The 12,028-nt window shown below is 37.9% G+C and carries 18 protein-coding genes; 3 read left to right on the top strand and 15 right to left on the bottom strand.

The features are described from left to right. Positions 1-34: 34 nt before the first annotated feature. Both ACTS4L_RS10570 and ACTS4L_RS10565 read right to left on the bottom strand, forming a co-directional pair. On the bottom strand, positions 35-484 hold the full coding sequence (locus ACTS4L_RS10570; RefSeq protein ID WP_440615702.1) for a hypothetical protein: 450 nt from the start codon (positions 482-484) through the stop codon (positions 35-37). A gap of 226 nt (positions 485-710) precedes the next feature. Continuing rightward, on the bottom strand, positions 711-1,322 hold the full coding sequence (locus tag ACTS4L_RS10565; protein ID WP_440615701.1) for a MarC family protein: 612 nt from the start codon (positions 1,320-1,322) through the stop codon (positions 711-713). Positions 1,323-1,508: 186 nt separating this feature from the next. On the opposite strand from ACTS4L_RS10565, the gene ACTS4L_RS10560 reads away from it, so the two are divergent. Further along, positions 1,509-2,129: a sterol desaturase family protein gene (locus tag ACTS4L_RS10560; protein ID WP_440615700.1), complete on the top strand. Its 621-nt coding sequence runs from the start codon at positions 1,509-1,511 to the stop codon at positions 2,127-2,129. 2 nt (positions 2,130-2,131) lie between these two features. Here the strand turns inward: ACTS4L_RS10560 and ACTS4L_RS10555 are convergent, their stop codons facing one another. From ACTS4L_RS10555 to nadB, 12 genes are all read right to left on the bottom strand, one after another. Next, positions 2,132-2,425, bottom strand: a complete 294-nt coding sequence (locus ACTS4L_RS10555; protein ID WP_440615699.1) for a helix-turn-helix domain-containing protein — start codon at positions 2,423-2,425, stop codon at positions 2,132-2,134. A 102-nt stretch (positions 2,426-2,527) separates the two neighbouring features. After that, the gene (locus ACTS4L_RS10550) at positions 2,528-2,998 is read right to left on the bottom strand and encodes a MarR family winged helix-turn-helix transcriptional regulator (RefSeq protein WP_440615698.1); all 471 of its coding nucleotides are present in this window, start codon (positions 2,996-2,998) and stop codon (positions 2,528-2,530) included. A 2-nt stretch (positions 2,999-3,000) separates the two neighbouring features. Further along, positions 3,001-3,876 (bottom strand): DMT family transporter, encoded by an 876-nt coding sequence (locus tag ACTS4L_RS10545; RefSeq protein WP_440615697.1) that lies wholly within the window; start codon positions 3,874-3,876, stop codon positions 3,001-3,003. Positions 3,877-4,155: 279 nt separating this feature from the next. Beyond that, positions 4,156-4,695: a hypothetical protein gene (locus ACTS4L_RS10540; protein ID WP_440615696.1), complete on the bottom strand. Its 540-nt coding sequence runs from the start codon at positions 4,693-4,695 to the stop codon at positions 4,156-4,158. 13 nt (positions 4,696-4,708) lie between these two features. Beyond that, complete coding sequence (gene queA, locus ACTS4L_RS10535; protein WP_440615695.1) at positions 4,709-5,722, bottom strand: tRNA preQ1(34) S-adenosylmethionine ribosyltransferase-isomerase QueA; 1,014 nt, start codon at positions 5,720-5,722, stop codon at positions 4,709-4,711. 179 nt (positions 5,723-5,901) lie between these two features. Further along, on the bottom strand, positions 5,902-6,168 hold the full coding sequence (rpmA, locus tag ACTS4L_RS10530; protein WP_440615694.1) for a 50S ribosomal protein L27: 267 nt from the start codon (positions 6,166-6,168) through the stop codon (positions 5,902-5,904). A 17-nt stretch (positions 6,169-6,185) separates the two neighbouring features. Beyond that, positions 6,186-6,497: a 50S ribosomal protein L21 gene (rplU, locus tag ACTS4L_RS10525; protein ID WP_440615707.1), complete on the bottom strand. Its 312-nt coding sequence runs from the start codon at positions 6,495-6,497 to the stop codon at positions 6,186-6,188. 116 nt (positions 6,498-6,613) lie between these two features. Beyond that, a complete protein-coding gene (locus ACTS4L_RS10520; RefSeq protein WP_440615693.1) occupies positions 6,614-6,904 on the bottom strand; it encodes a VOC family protein in 291 nt (96 codons plus the stop codon). 43 nt (positions 6,905-6,947) lie between these two features. Then, positions 6,948-7,373 carry an AraC family transcriptional regulator gene (locus ACTS4L_RS10515; protein WP_440615692.1) on the bottom strand — a complete coding sequence of 142 codons (426 nt, stop codon included), beginning with the start codon at positions 7,371-7,373 and terminating at the stop codon, positions 6,948-6,950. A gap of 43 nt (positions 7,374-7,416) precedes the next feature. After that, the gene (locus tag ACTS4L_RS10510; protein WP_440615691.1) at positions 7,417-8,082 is read right to left on the bottom strand and encodes an HAD-IB family phosphatase; all 666 of its coding nucleotides are present in this window, start codon (positions 8,080-8,082) and stop codon (positions 7,417-7,419) included. 22 nt (positions 8,083-8,104) lie between these two features. Further along, positions 8,105-8,803: a Fic family protein gene (locus tag ACTS4L_RS10505; RefSeq protein ID WP_440615690.1), complete on the bottom strand. Its 699-nt coding sequence runs from the start codon at positions 8,801-8,803 to the stop codon at positions 8,105-8,107. A gap of 17 nt (positions 8,804-8,820) precedes the next feature. Continuing rightward, complete coding sequence (gene nadB, locus ACTS4L_RS10500) at positions 8,821-10,395, bottom strand: L-aspartate oxidase (RefSeq protein ID WP_440615689.1); 1,575 nt, start codon at positions 10,393-10,395, stop codon at positions 8,821-8,823. A 182-nt stretch (positions 10,396-10,577) separates the two neighbouring features. Between nadB and ACTS4L_RS10495 the strand changes: the two genes are divergently transcribed. Together ACTS4L_RS10495 and ACTS4L_RS10490 are read left to right on the top strand one after the other, a co-directional pair. Beyond that, positions 10,578-10,841 carry a type II toxin-antitoxin system Phd/YefM family antitoxin gene (locus ACTS4L_RS10495; RefSeq protein ID WP_440615688.1) on the top strand — a complete coding sequence of 88 codons (264 nt, stop codon included), beginning with the start codon at positions 10,578-10,580 and terminating at the stop codon, positions 10,839-10,841. Next, on the top strand, positions 10,842-11,273 hold the full coding sequence (locus ACTS4L_RS10490) for a type II toxin-antitoxin system VapC family toxin (RefSeq protein WP_440615687.1): 432 nt from the start codon (positions 10,842-10,844) through the stop codon (positions 11,271-11,273). A 6-nt stretch (positions 11,274-11,279) separates the two neighbouring features. Here the strand turns inward: ACTS4L_RS10490 and ACTS4L_RS10485 are convergent, their stop codons facing one another. Further along, positions 11,280-11,936: an MFS transporter gene (locus tag ACTS4L_RS10485; RefSeq protein ID WP_440652018.1), complete on the bottom strand. Its 657-nt coding sequence runs from the start codon at positions 11,934-11,936 to the stop codon at positions 11,280-11,282. Positions 11,937-12,028 lie beyond the last annotated feature (92 nt).

The raw sequence follows: 12,028 nt of genomic DNA, 5'->3' as shown, positions 1-12,028 counted from the left end.
TAAGGCCTTAAAGTAGTCAAAAAAACTCCCGCATTCACCGTGGGACTATCAACGCCAAATAGTTGGGGACGCTACAACTATTCTTAGCCACCAACACCTGTGACCCCATCATATTATTTGCATTTGAATACGTTTGGACTGGGTAGTTTTCATTCAGGTTCCAGTTTCTCTCAAATAAAGCATAGTCTTTTCGATGTTTTTCCAAGTCATATGTTAAGTCAGGCTTTAGTCCTACATTTGAGATATTTTGCATTTGCTGTGTATTATCACCAAATAACTCTATTGTATAGCCCTGCTCTTTTAAATAAGCAGCAGCCTTATCTTCCATTGCAGTGTTGGCTTCATAAAAGCCAACATGACTTAGATAAGCAGCTTGCGCACCTGATGCTGCTAATTTAAGCATATTTGAATTCATACTCTCTGCAGAAAAAGATGTATTAAATATCACCATCAAACCTAATGTTAAAATGCCTTCTTTTTGCATAAGTTGCCTCTCATGTTTTATTGTATGTATATATCAACAAACACATTATGCTTAAATAACAATCAAAAATCAGTTGCAGATCGGTATCCTTAGGTATTAAATTAGATACACAAAGCCTAGTGCCACATATCCAAGATACGCGAATACTTTAGAAATGGAGTAATGCGCCATAAAATATGGGATTTACAAGTAAACTCAAGTAGTCGGGTGTTTAAAAGTTATAGCACTAGTTAAGTACCGGAAAAAGTGCCATCAATCCGCCTGCCATCATCTGAATAGCGATAGCTGCTAAGATAAGTCCCATTACTCGAGATATCACCGATAATGCTTCCTCACTTAAGAATCTAGCAAGCTTAGGTGTAAATTTTAATAACAACCAAAACAATACTGATACAACTGCACAAATAATACTGGCCATTAGAAATTGCCACAAAGTAAAATCATGTGCATGTGTAATAATAACTGCCATCGCTCCAGGCCCTGCAATCACAGGAATCGCCATCGGCACAACCGCAATTGATGGCTGCTTTTCTTCACTGTTTATCTTTTTAGCGCCTGTTTTATGCGTATGATTACCGCCTTGAATCATCGATAAGGCAATACGTAAAACGATCAAACCACCAGCTAATTTAAAAGCCCCAATACTGATCCCAAAGAAATTTAAAATCGACCAACCAATCCACAATGAAATCATCAAAAGTACAAAAATAGCAATGGCACAAATTGTCGCGGTTTTGTTGCAATCCTGTTCATCTCTGCCCGTAATCAAACCAATATAAATGGCTAAATTACCAATAGGGTTCATAATTACAATTAATGCAATAGCGAAACTTAACATCTGCTTTCCTTACTTTTTCTTAATCTACCTAGCTTCTTTAGCCTAGCTTATCAATAGCATTTTTTCATTAAAGCATTCAATAAATTTAGGCTAAGACTAAATATTCATCCATTGTTTTAATGGCAGGAAAATCCAGTAACTGTTACAATCACGCTATCTTTGGATTTGTTGATAACAAACAGACTTATGCAGGAAGTATTTAAAGTTTATTTTGCACATCGCACGGTACAAGTGCTTTGGTTGCTTTTTTTTGTCTTTTTAGCACTTAGTATTTTTATAGGCGTATTTAGCAATTACTGGTGGTGGCTATTTTTACCGATTATCATTGCCCCTTTTTATGAATGGTATGCCCATAAATATTTATTACATGCTCAATTGAGCACAAAACCTGGTGTTTTTCGCAACTTTCAGATAAGACTACATCATGGACATCACAAACATCCACAAGACGTTGAGCTATTATTTGCACCATGGTCGGCAATTATCTTGCATCTTATTCAAACGTATCTGCTATTTGCACTTATTACCTGGAGCTTCAGCGTGGCACTTGTACCATTTACATTTGGTATTTTATATTATCTTTTTTACGAATGGATGCATTTAGCTCATCACACCCCTGCTTATCAACCCAAAACTCAGGTTGGACACAAGTTAAAGCGTGCACATATGCGTCATCATTTTCATAATGAAAACTACTGCTGGGGTATTACTAACTATCTAGGTGATTTATGTTTTGGCACATTCAAAGAACGCAATGACGTCGCTAAAAGCCCAACGGCCAAACAAATCTCTGGGTTTAACGAGTAAGATTAATGTAGCACAACCCACTTACGACTTAGGATGTTGTATTTATTTAATTCTTGCTCATGGAATTTATTCATAAACTCGCGATTATTAATCTCATTATTTAACTCTTTATGCGCAAGACTAATTCCATAACGACGGCACCAACGCTTAACTGTCCATACCTGATATCCCATCAGCTCAGATGCTTCACTGTAAGAAACACCTTGGTCATGTAAATCTGTTAAAACTTTCTCGGCAGGCTTGCCATATTTTTTAAGGATATTTAACTCGAAATTATTACTATATTGATTTGGCATTCTATGCTCCTAAATGAACAATTCTCTAGACACAAGATGAATTCTCACATAGAACACTTGATCAATCCAATAAAATAAAATAATCAGCTTTATAACAAAAAGCTATGCCTGAGTTTGTATATTTTGACTTTGCATATCCTCTAACGTTTTTGCTAGATTGATTTTCAGCTTATCCAGCGTCGTAATGAGTGCATTTTTTTCATCCAGATCTATACCACCCAGAATCTGCGCATAATGCTGTTTTACTGCTTTATCCAGCTCTTCCAAAACAGCAAGTCCACGCTTGGTGACAATAACGCATTTTGCACGACGATCACTATCATGTGCAATGCGCTCAACAAGACCTTGATCACTTAGGCGATCAAGCACGCGAATAAGATTCTGCGCTTCGATTTCTAGGTGTCCTGCCAACTCAATTTGAGTAAGCTTTGGGCGGAACCTTGCATGAACCAGTACACGCCGATCCAAAACATTCAAACCTAATTCTTTTGCATGAAAATTATAAATCTTACGGATTAATAATCCTGTATCACAAATCGCAAACTCTAGCAGTTGTGTTGTTGCATCTGACATGCTTAGCTCATTACCTTTTGACGTTGTGCCTGAAGCTGGATTATAACAATGGCACTAGCAATTGTCAGCACTATTCCCATAAGTGTCAACCAATCATAACGATCTGCGAAAAAAAACACGCCAATAAGTGCGGCAAAAATAACATTGGCGTAATACAGTACAGAGAAACTCTGCGCCTGAATATAGCCTAATGCTAGCACCAAAAGATATTGCACAAAGAAGAACAAGACGCCAATCGCAGCGAGTATTAAAAGTGCATAAAGCGATATTTCTTGCCAAAAAGGAATACTGACAACTCCAGCAATAATGCTTGAAAATAAAAAATAATAAAAAACAGTCGTCAAACCATTATCATAGCTTGAGATTTTACGCACCATAATGATTGATAACGCCATCGATAAGCCCGCACCTAAAGCAACAATTGCATAAGGGTTCATGATTTTAGCATCTGGCTTTAGAATCATCATAACACCAACAAAACCAATGATAAGTGGTAACCATAACGCATGCTGAAACTTTTGACGCATAAAAACAAATAAGATAAATGGCACAAAGAATGGTGCCGTATTTGCTAATAACACACCATCCACTAATGGCATATGCATAATGGCAATAAATAAGAAATAACTAATGCCTAAGCTAAAAACCGTTCTTGCTAAATGCTGCCACGGCACTTCTGTTTTCAATAAATTAACTTGCCATTGATGCTTTTTATATAAAATAATCGGCAAAATAAGAATCAAAGCAACTAGACTCTGACTAAATACGATCACAGGTACATTTAATCCGATATTAAACTTTTTAATCAATGCGGCTTGAAATGCATAAATTAATGCACTTAACAGAGTGAAACTAGCCCCTAAATAACTATTTTTCATTGGATTTAACTTAAATATATATTTGATAATTAATGATTATTATAATTTTTAATTTCAAAAATGCAACATTTACATTTTGGCTAAGACTAAATATTCACCCATAAGTGCTCACCGTACCCTGAGCGTAAGTCGAAGGGTAATCACACTTCATAGAGGCTTCGACTTACGCTCAGCCAACGCTTACACAATCAAAGTGGGCAGGAATATGGTCATAGCCTACATTTTAAATATAAAAAGACGACTCACTAGTTAGGTGTTGAGAGTTGAGAGTTGAAATAATTATTTTGAAGATTGGTGCGCGAGCAGCAACTGATTCTGTAGCGAAATCTTTTCTAAGGCTAAAATAATTTTATTATTTTGCTCAAGTAGCAACTGATTTTGCTGTGCCTGTTTATAGGCTAGATATAGACTATATTGCTGATACTTTGTCAAATCATCGGCATTTTTATCGGCTTTAACAAACATATTGTTAAGCTCTGTTTGCAGTTGATCAATCTGCCCCTCATTGCCAACCGTCACTGGATAATTAATTTGCGCTGTCTGTGAAACCGCAACAGGATTCTCCGGCGTAATGGCTTGCGGCGCTTGCACCCCCCTTAATTGATCCTCCAAGGACATCGATTGATTGCCTGGCGAAATCACTTTCATCCGACTACCGGTTTGCGATGTATCACTGACAATTGTTGCTTGCTGTTGAGGTTGCGATTCAGCCATAGTGCTATGTGTTGGGCTAGCTGTTGGCTCTGTTGCTGCAAAAACTGATGACACACTAAAAGCACTTACAGTTAAGAGAGATAAAATAATGCGTATTTTTGTCATTATGATTGTGACTTTAATGAATAAACATAGCATCACCATAACTATAAAAGCGATAGTTGTCATCTATTGCATGGCGATATGCTTTTTTTATCATATCAATTGAAGAAAAGGCACTCACTAACATAATTAATGTTGATTTTGGCAAATGAAAATTGGTGACCATCGCATCCACTACATTAAAGGTTTTACCAGGATATAGGAAAATATCACTCTCACCATAAAATGGCTTTATTTCACCTGTTTGTGCTGCTGTTTCTAGTGAACGCACTGAAGTTGTACCCACAGCAATCACACGTCCACCTTGCAATTTGGTTTTATTGATCTTATCACATACGTCTTGTGGCACATCAATCAATTCACTATGCATAACATGTTCATGAATATCATCTGTTTGTACCGGCTTAAAGGTGCCAGAGCCAACATGCAACGTCACATAAGCAATATCAGCACCTTTGTCTTTGATTTTTTGCAATATCTCTTTAGTGAAATGAAGTCCCGCCGTTGGCGCTGCTACAGAACCCAAAAGCTCACTATAAACCGTCTGATAGCGTTCTATATCAAAGGTTTCATCTTGACGCTTTATATACGGGGGTAGCGGCATATGACCATGCTCAGCCATTAACTGCCAGACATTACCATCAAGCAGCTCAATATAATAAAGTCCGTCATTTTTCTCTATCACGCGTGCTTTAATATCAGCAATTTCAACAATTGAGTCCAACTTGGGCGCTTTATTAGCGCGAACATGACTGATAAACCTTTTATTATCTATGACTTTTTCTATTAAAAACTCAAGCTTAGCACCGGTTTCTTTTTGACCGAAAAGGCGTGCTGCCATAACCCTAGAATTATTAAAAACAACCAAATCACCCGCTTGAATATAATCAATAATCTCACTAAAAACATGATTAGTTAATGCTTTTTTTTGACGATCAAGCACCAATAACCGACTTTGATCACGCTCTTTTGCTGGATAACGCGCAATAAGATGCTCAGGTAATTCATAATCAAAAATATCTGTCTTCATATTTGTTATACCCTACATAAAACAATATGTTTAAGGAAACACATACCCCATTAGGGCATATGCAATACGCCCCTACTCGGGAAGAGATTGTGCATACGCGCCTTTGTATAAAACAAATAGAAATAAAAAAGGCGCCAATACGGCGCCTTTTTTATTTCTTGGCTTACGCTAATCGATAATTAAGCGTTAGCAACTGTTTCAATTGAAACGAATTGACGGTTTAAAGGACCACCTGTGTGGAACTTCACAACACCATCAGTCGTTGCAAACAATGTGTGATCACGACCACAACCAACGTTAACACCAGCGTGGAACTTTGTACCACGTTGACGCACGATAATTGAACCTGCTTTAACAGTTTCACCACCATAGCGCTTGACACCTAGGTACTTAGGATTGGAATCGCGACCGTTACGAGTACTACCGCCTGCTTTCTTATGAGCCATGTTTTATACTCCTTAAATTAACCTTGAATTGCTGTGATTTTTACCGCAGTGTAATACTGACGATGACCTTGACGTTTCATGCTATGCTTACGACGACGAAACTTGATAATCTGAACTTTCTTATGACGACCTTGCTCAACAACTTCAGCAACCACTTTAGCACCATCAACAACAGGACTGCCAACTTTGATCTCATCGCCATTTTGCAACATCAACACATCAGTGAACTCAATCGTTTCACCAACACCTTTTTCAATTTTTTCTAGCTTAAGTACAGCACCTTCTTTGGCTTTGTACTGTTTCCCGCCACTTTTAATAATTGCGAACATAGTATTCTCCGAATGCTCAAGCTGACATAATGCCGCTTGACTTTTTGTTATCATAATTTAAAGCGCTTTTTAAAAAGCTCGCAAATTCTATTGTTTTTTGTAGCAAATAGCAATATTCATGGCTTAATAAATTCAACAATATTGCCTGATGGATCTTTTGCATAACAAGATAAAGTGCCATCACGGTGTTGTTTCAACTTACCAAAACTCTCTGCTTTTTCAGAATTAAACGCAATGTGTGGCGGATGTTGATGTGGCACAACAAAGGCAAGTTTGACATTTTCAAACTCAATCATTGCCCATGTATCATCTTGATAAATCAGTTTGGCATTAAAGTGCGACAAATACCATGTAAGTGTTTCCTCTAAATCTTTGACCACAATAGCAACATGATCCATTCTATCCATTTCATCGCCCTTTACTTATAAAATCTTGCCTCTAGTATAAAAACTATTTAAGCAATAGCCAACATTCTGTTAGTAGTTCTGTATCAGCAACTTCATGATCAAAATTGTAATAGCAGAATATACACGGCAAATCAGCAAGCTCCTCACCTGAGTTTGGTAACCAATCTCTATAAAGCGCATATATTAGCTGATCAATATTATCACGCGAGCCTTTATGCAAAGCTGTCGCATAGCGCCCTGCTGGTAAATATTTCTCAATAACATCTTCACTAATTTTCAAGTATTCAGGCACAGTAATACCCAAATCAAATCGAAATTGCGTGCTTGGTGTTGTCTTTGGATCATCATAAGCAAAACCAAAAGCCTCACCAGGCTTAGGCTTTAAATCGATTGCTTGTGCTTTTGCCCAAGTGACTAATTGATTGACACTAGCGCCCATAAATTTAGGGTCACCTCGATGCTCAACCACTATAATACTCCCAATTTTTTATCCACGTAATCTAACAATTATTCTAATTGGATATTAATCGACTAAGCTCATCAACATTTTTTGCACAAAGCCTGGCAACAGATAAGACTTTATCCCGTTGAACATGTTCAATATAGGCAATAAATTCATTAGCGATTCTAGTATTATAAAGTTCATAATCGGTAAAGCCATCACCAACAATTACTGTTTCGCCAGTCAATTGATCTTTGATTTTCTTAGCACCAGTAACTTTTGAATCACAAAATCCATTGTTATTATTAAGGCGATCAAAACACCCCTTTTCATCCCAATGTAAATTCACCGCGAAAACGCGTGATGCCGGAATACCTAAATGCTCAGCAAAAGGCAAAATAAGCTCGCTAAAACCACCGCTAATAATCCATACTTTGACATGACGCTGATGCAGTTGCTCAATTAACTCTTTAATACCTACAGTTAATGCGCTAGGGCAATGCTGAGTAATAAATGCATCTAATGCTGCCTTTGTCGGTTTCGCTAATTTTAAACGCGCCTCCAGACTATCACGAAAACTCATCTCACCGTTCATACCGGCATGAGTTAAGATTTCAATTTGTTGCATTTTAGATTGATCCCCTTGAAGCAGCTCTGCCATGACTAGTTCTAGAGACTCAAAGCGAATGATCGTTGAATCAAAATCAAAAATTACATTATCATACTTTTTATACATAAACCTTGCCTTATCTAATGGCTTATTCACTCATTATCTCAATTAATTTGTTATCCAAGCACGATAACATAAACGCGGTCATTGCGGTTTTATTACCTGTTTGATAAAAATCAAGCATGAGCGTATTAAACTCAAGCTGGTGCTTTACTGGCAGATTAATCGCCGGATAGCCACGATCAAGCAAAATACCATTCATCATAAAACGCCCCATGCGTTTATTAACATCATAAAAAAATTGAATACGCGCCATATCTAAAAATAAGCCTATTGCCTGTTGATATAACACCAATCCTTCAGAGTTGTGATAGTCAAAAATAATTTTCTGCCACAAGTCTGCCAAAACATCGGCTTTAGGTGGCATATAATCAGTGCCTGAAATAGTAACCTGTCCTGTCCGAAACTCCCCCCAAGAAAGAGCTTCTTCTTTTGCTGCTTCAAAATGCAGCTGACATACAAATGATTGTTCTAGTGAAAACGTATTGTTTTGTATATTTTGAAATAAATAATGCCATGCATCTGCTTGGTTTAAAGCAATACGTTGATCCGATAATTTATGCCCACCCACGGTTACACCATCAAGCAAGGTTTGCACCTCTGGCAAAGTATAATGGATACCCTCTAAATTTACTGCATCATAAACAAATTCTGCTAACTGACGCTTAGCTAAAAATAATGCTTTCTGACGGTTTGGTTTTATTTCTTTTAATAGATCAAGTTCCATATACACTTTCCGTTTTATTAATTTTTAGCTGGATGCAAAATGGTAGGTTTTAAAAATCTTGAGTCTTTGTGCTTATAATCCAACGTAAAATGAAGCCCTCGACTTTCCTTCCTGCGCATTGCTGATTCAACCATTAATTCAGCGACTAACACAAGATTTCTAAGCTCTAACAAATCCGCAGTCACGGTAAAGTCAGAATAATAATCAAAGACTTCTTGTCGCAACAGCTTAATACGATGCATTGCGCGCTCTAGTCGTTTATTGCTTCTCACAATACCCATAAAGTCCCACATACAACGCCTGATTTCACGCCAATTATGGCGAATAAAAACCTCTTCATCCGAGTCAGTCACTAGCGCATCATCCCAGCGGGGGATATCTGAAATTGGCACTAATCCTGAGAGATTTTGTTTAATGTCATTAGCTGCTGCAAAAGCATATACAAGACATTCTAAGAGTGAATTACTTGCCATGCGATTAGCGCCATGAAGCCCTGTATAAGTCACCTCTCCAGCCGCGTATAATCCGACAACATCGGTGCGCGCCTTATTATCGACCATCACGCCACCACAAGTATAATGCGCCGCCGGCACGACGGGGATTGGGTCTTTGGTTAAATCAAGTCCATATTTTAGCAAACTCTGATAAATCATTGGAAAGTGCTCTTTGATAAATGCTTCGGACTTATGCGTAATATCCAGATATACACACTCTAAACCATATTTTTTCATCTGAAGATCAATGGCACGCGCCACGACATCACGCGGTGCTAACTCAGCGCGCTCATCAATTTCAGGCATAAAGCGCTTACCATTTGGTAGACGCAAATACGCGCCCTCACCACGGAGTGCTTCACTTAATAAAAACGACCCTGCTTTTGAATGATATAAAGATGTTGGATGAAACTGATTAAACTCTAAGTTTGCCACACGACAACCCGCACGATAAGCAATGGCAATGCCATCGCCACTTGAAACCACTGGATTAGTCGAGTATTGATAAACGCGTGAGGCACCACCCGAGGCCAAGACAACAGCACGTGCGGCAAAAGTTTCAACCTTATTTGATTTAAGATTTAATGCATAAGCACCCACACAACGCTGTTGCTGTAAAATCAAATCAACTACATTGAAGTATTCATAAACTTTAATATTAGGATGTTTTTTCACTAAGGCTGTAAGCGTTGTTTGAACCTCTTTGCCCGTAGCATCAGCCGCATGCAAAATACGACGATAGGAATGCCCACCTTCCATGGTCAGATGATAGTAGTTTTCATGCTCACTATCCAAAGTGAAATGGACACCTTGATCCACCAACCAATTAACACATGATTTGGCATTCTCTACAGTAAAACGTACCGCCGCTTTATCACATAATCCATCACCTGCGATAAACGTATCTTCAATATGTGCCTCTAGCGAGTCACCTTTATCCATTACCGCAGCAATACCACCTTGAGCATATAGGCTAGAGCCTTCACCTAGTGCAGATTTACACAAGATTGCCACTTGATAATCATCTGCTAGATTAAGTGCAGCTGTTAATCCTGAGGTTCCTGCACCAACAATTAATACATCCGTTTTTTCAAGCATGTTAACTTATTTCGTTATTACACCAAAATTTAAGCGATTATACGTGATTCTGAGCCCATGTGTTAATACATCCCGTTAGTTATCCAGAATTTAATGATTTAAAAATTATCCAAAACATTATTGTAGTTATGTAACTACGAAACTATACTTAATCACATCAACACGTCTTGGAGTATATAACGATGAATATTAATACCTTTACAAGTAGAGAGTTTAATCAAAACCCAAATAAAGCAAAAAAAGCATCTAAAGATAGTATTGTTTTCATTACTGAACGCGGAACGATTTCACATGTTTTGCTGAGTGTTGATGCCTATCATAAATTGCAGAAAATCAATATACCACAAAGCAATATTGTTGACATGCTATCAATGCAAAGTGATCATAACATCGACTTTGAACCTGCTAAGCTTGGGACAGACTTGCTCAAAAAGGACATTTTTTAGATGTATTTACTGGATACCAATATTATTTCAGAGTTACGAAAAGCTAGCACAAATAAGGCGGATCCCAATGTAGTGAACTGGGCTTCATCTATTAGCCCTGTTGAGCTTTTTATTTCAGCCATCACCGTGCTTGAGCTAGAAATGGGTATTTTATCCGTGCACAGAAGGGATTTTAAACAAGGTAATATGTTACGCAACTGGATGGATAACCACGTTATGACTGCTTTTGCCAATCGAATTATTGCTTTTGACATGTTTGCTGCCAAACGTTGTGCTCAACTTCATATCCCAAATCCAAAATCAGATCGCGATGTGATGATTGCAGCAAGCGCTATCACGCATGGCATGACGCTAGTCACGCGTAATATTATTGATTTTAAAGACATGAGCATAACACTGCTCAACCCTTGGGATAAACAACAATCTAGATAGCGCAACTTAGTTTGGTGAATTTTCACTTAGCTCAAAATACCTACTGGTACGCGTTTCTGGCATTTTATAAATCACTGCCAAAGTGATGATTGAAGTAATAATCAAATAATAGCAAGGCGCATAATGTGAGCCTGAAACGTCTACCAACATTAATGAGATCATTGGCGTTGTGCCAGCAAACAAGGCATTTCCGACATTATAAGCTGCCGACATACCACTATAACGGCATTCCGTTGGAAAAAGCTCACTAATTGCCACCTGAAAAGATGCTGTCATCGCTGCCACTAATAACGCAAAAATTGACTCGGCAATTAAGATCTGCACAATACCACCATAATTAAGCCAAATAAACATTGGATAAGCGAGAATTAATAATAAGAAGATCGGGACATTTAGCATGACTTTGCGACCCCACAAATCGGCAAACCAGCCAAACAGTGGCGAGAAAACGGCATAAACAACAGATACAACAACGGTGATCCACATCACAATATTGACATCTAAATGACGTGTCGCGATAAAATTATTCGGTAAAAAGGTTGCCATCATATAATAAGCAATTCCAATATAACCGGTTAACACAAACACCCATACAAGCGGCATTTTTGGACCCTTGAGCGCTGTCATTAATGGATTTTTTAGTGCCTTTTTTGACTTTTTCACTTCTTCAAAAAAAGGTATCAAATGTCAACTAACTTTTCCGGTCACGACAACTAACTTTGCCGATTTTATCGAAAAAAATTATCTCTTCATAC

This window comes from Cysteiniphilum sp. 19S12-1, assembly GCF_052030685.1.
Classification (GTDB): Bacteria; Pseudomonadota; Gammaproteobacteria; order Francisellales; family Francisellaceae; genus Caedibacter.
The sequence above is the reverse complement of the archived record's forward strand: the minus strand, read 5'-3'. Positions and strand labels throughout refer to the sequence as shown.

Excerpts from the sequence above, each read along its gene's own strand:
- ACTS4L_RS10570 (WP_440615702.1), bottom strand. The coding sequence starts at position 484 with ATGCAAAAAGAAGGCATTTTAACATTAGGTTTGATGGTGATATTTAAT.
- ACTS4L_RS10565 (WP_440615701.1), bottom strand. The coding sequence starts at position 1,322 with ATGTTAAGTTTCGCTATTGCATTAATTGTAATTATGAACCCTATTGGT.
- ACTS4L_RS10560 (WP_440615700.1), top strand. The coding sequence starts at position 1,509 with ATGCAGGAAGTATTTAAAGTTTATTTTGCACATCGCACGGTACAAGTG.
- ACTS4L_RS10555 (WP_440615699.1), bottom strand. The coding sequence starts at position 2,425 with ATGCCAAATCAATATAGTAATAATTTCGAGTTAAATATCCTTAAAAAA.
- ACTS4L_RS10550 (WP_440615698.1), bottom strand. The coding sequence starts at position 2,998 with ATGTCAGATGCAACAACACAACTGCTAGAGTTTGCGATTTGTGATACA.
- ACTS4L_RS10545 (WP_440615697.1), bottom strand. The coding sequence starts at position 3,876 with ATGAAAAATAGTTATTTAGGGGCTAGTTTCACTCTGTTAAGTGCATTA.
- ACTS4L_RS10540 (WP_440615696.1), bottom strand. The coding sequence starts at position 4,695 with ATGACAAAAATACGCATTATTTTATCTCTCTTAACTGTAAGTGCTTTT.
- queA (WP_440615695.1), bottom strand. The coding sequence starts at position 5,722 with ATGAAGACAGATATTTTTGATTATGAATTACCTGAGCATCTTATTGCG.
- rpmA (WP_440615694.1), bottom strand. The coding sequence starts at position 6,168 with ATGGCTCATAAGAAAGCAGGCGGTAGTACTCGTAACGGTCGCGATTCC.
- rplU (WP_440615707.1), bottom strand. The coding sequence starts at position 6,497 with ATGTTCGCAATTATTAAAAGTGGCGGGAAACAGTACAAAGCCAAAGAA.
- ACTS4L_RS10520 (WP_440615693.1), bottom strand. The coding sequence starts at position 6,904 with ATGGATAGAATGGATCATGTTGCTATTGTGGTCAAAGATTTAGAGGAA.
- ACTS4L_RS10510 (WP_440615691.1), bottom strand. The coding sequence starts at position 8,082 with ATGTATAAAAAGTATGATAATGTAATTTTTGATTTTGATTCAACGATC.
- ACTS4L_RS10505 (WP_440615690.1), bottom strand. The coding sequence starts at position 8,803 with ATGGAACTTGATCTATTAAAAGAAATAAAACCAAACCGTCAGAAAGCA.
- nadB (WP_440615689.1), bottom strand. The coding sequence starts at position 10,395 with ATGCTTGAAAAAACGGATGTATTAATTGTTGGTGCAGGAACCTCAGGA.
- ACTS4L_RS10495 (WP_440615688.1), top strand. The coding sequence starts at position 10,578 with ATGAATATTAATACCTTTACAAGTAGAGAGTTTAATCAAAACCCAAAT.
- ACTS4L_RS10490 (WP_440615687.1), top strand. The coding sequence starts at position 10,842 with ATGTATTTACTGGATACCAATATTATTTCAGAGTTACGAAAAGCTAGC.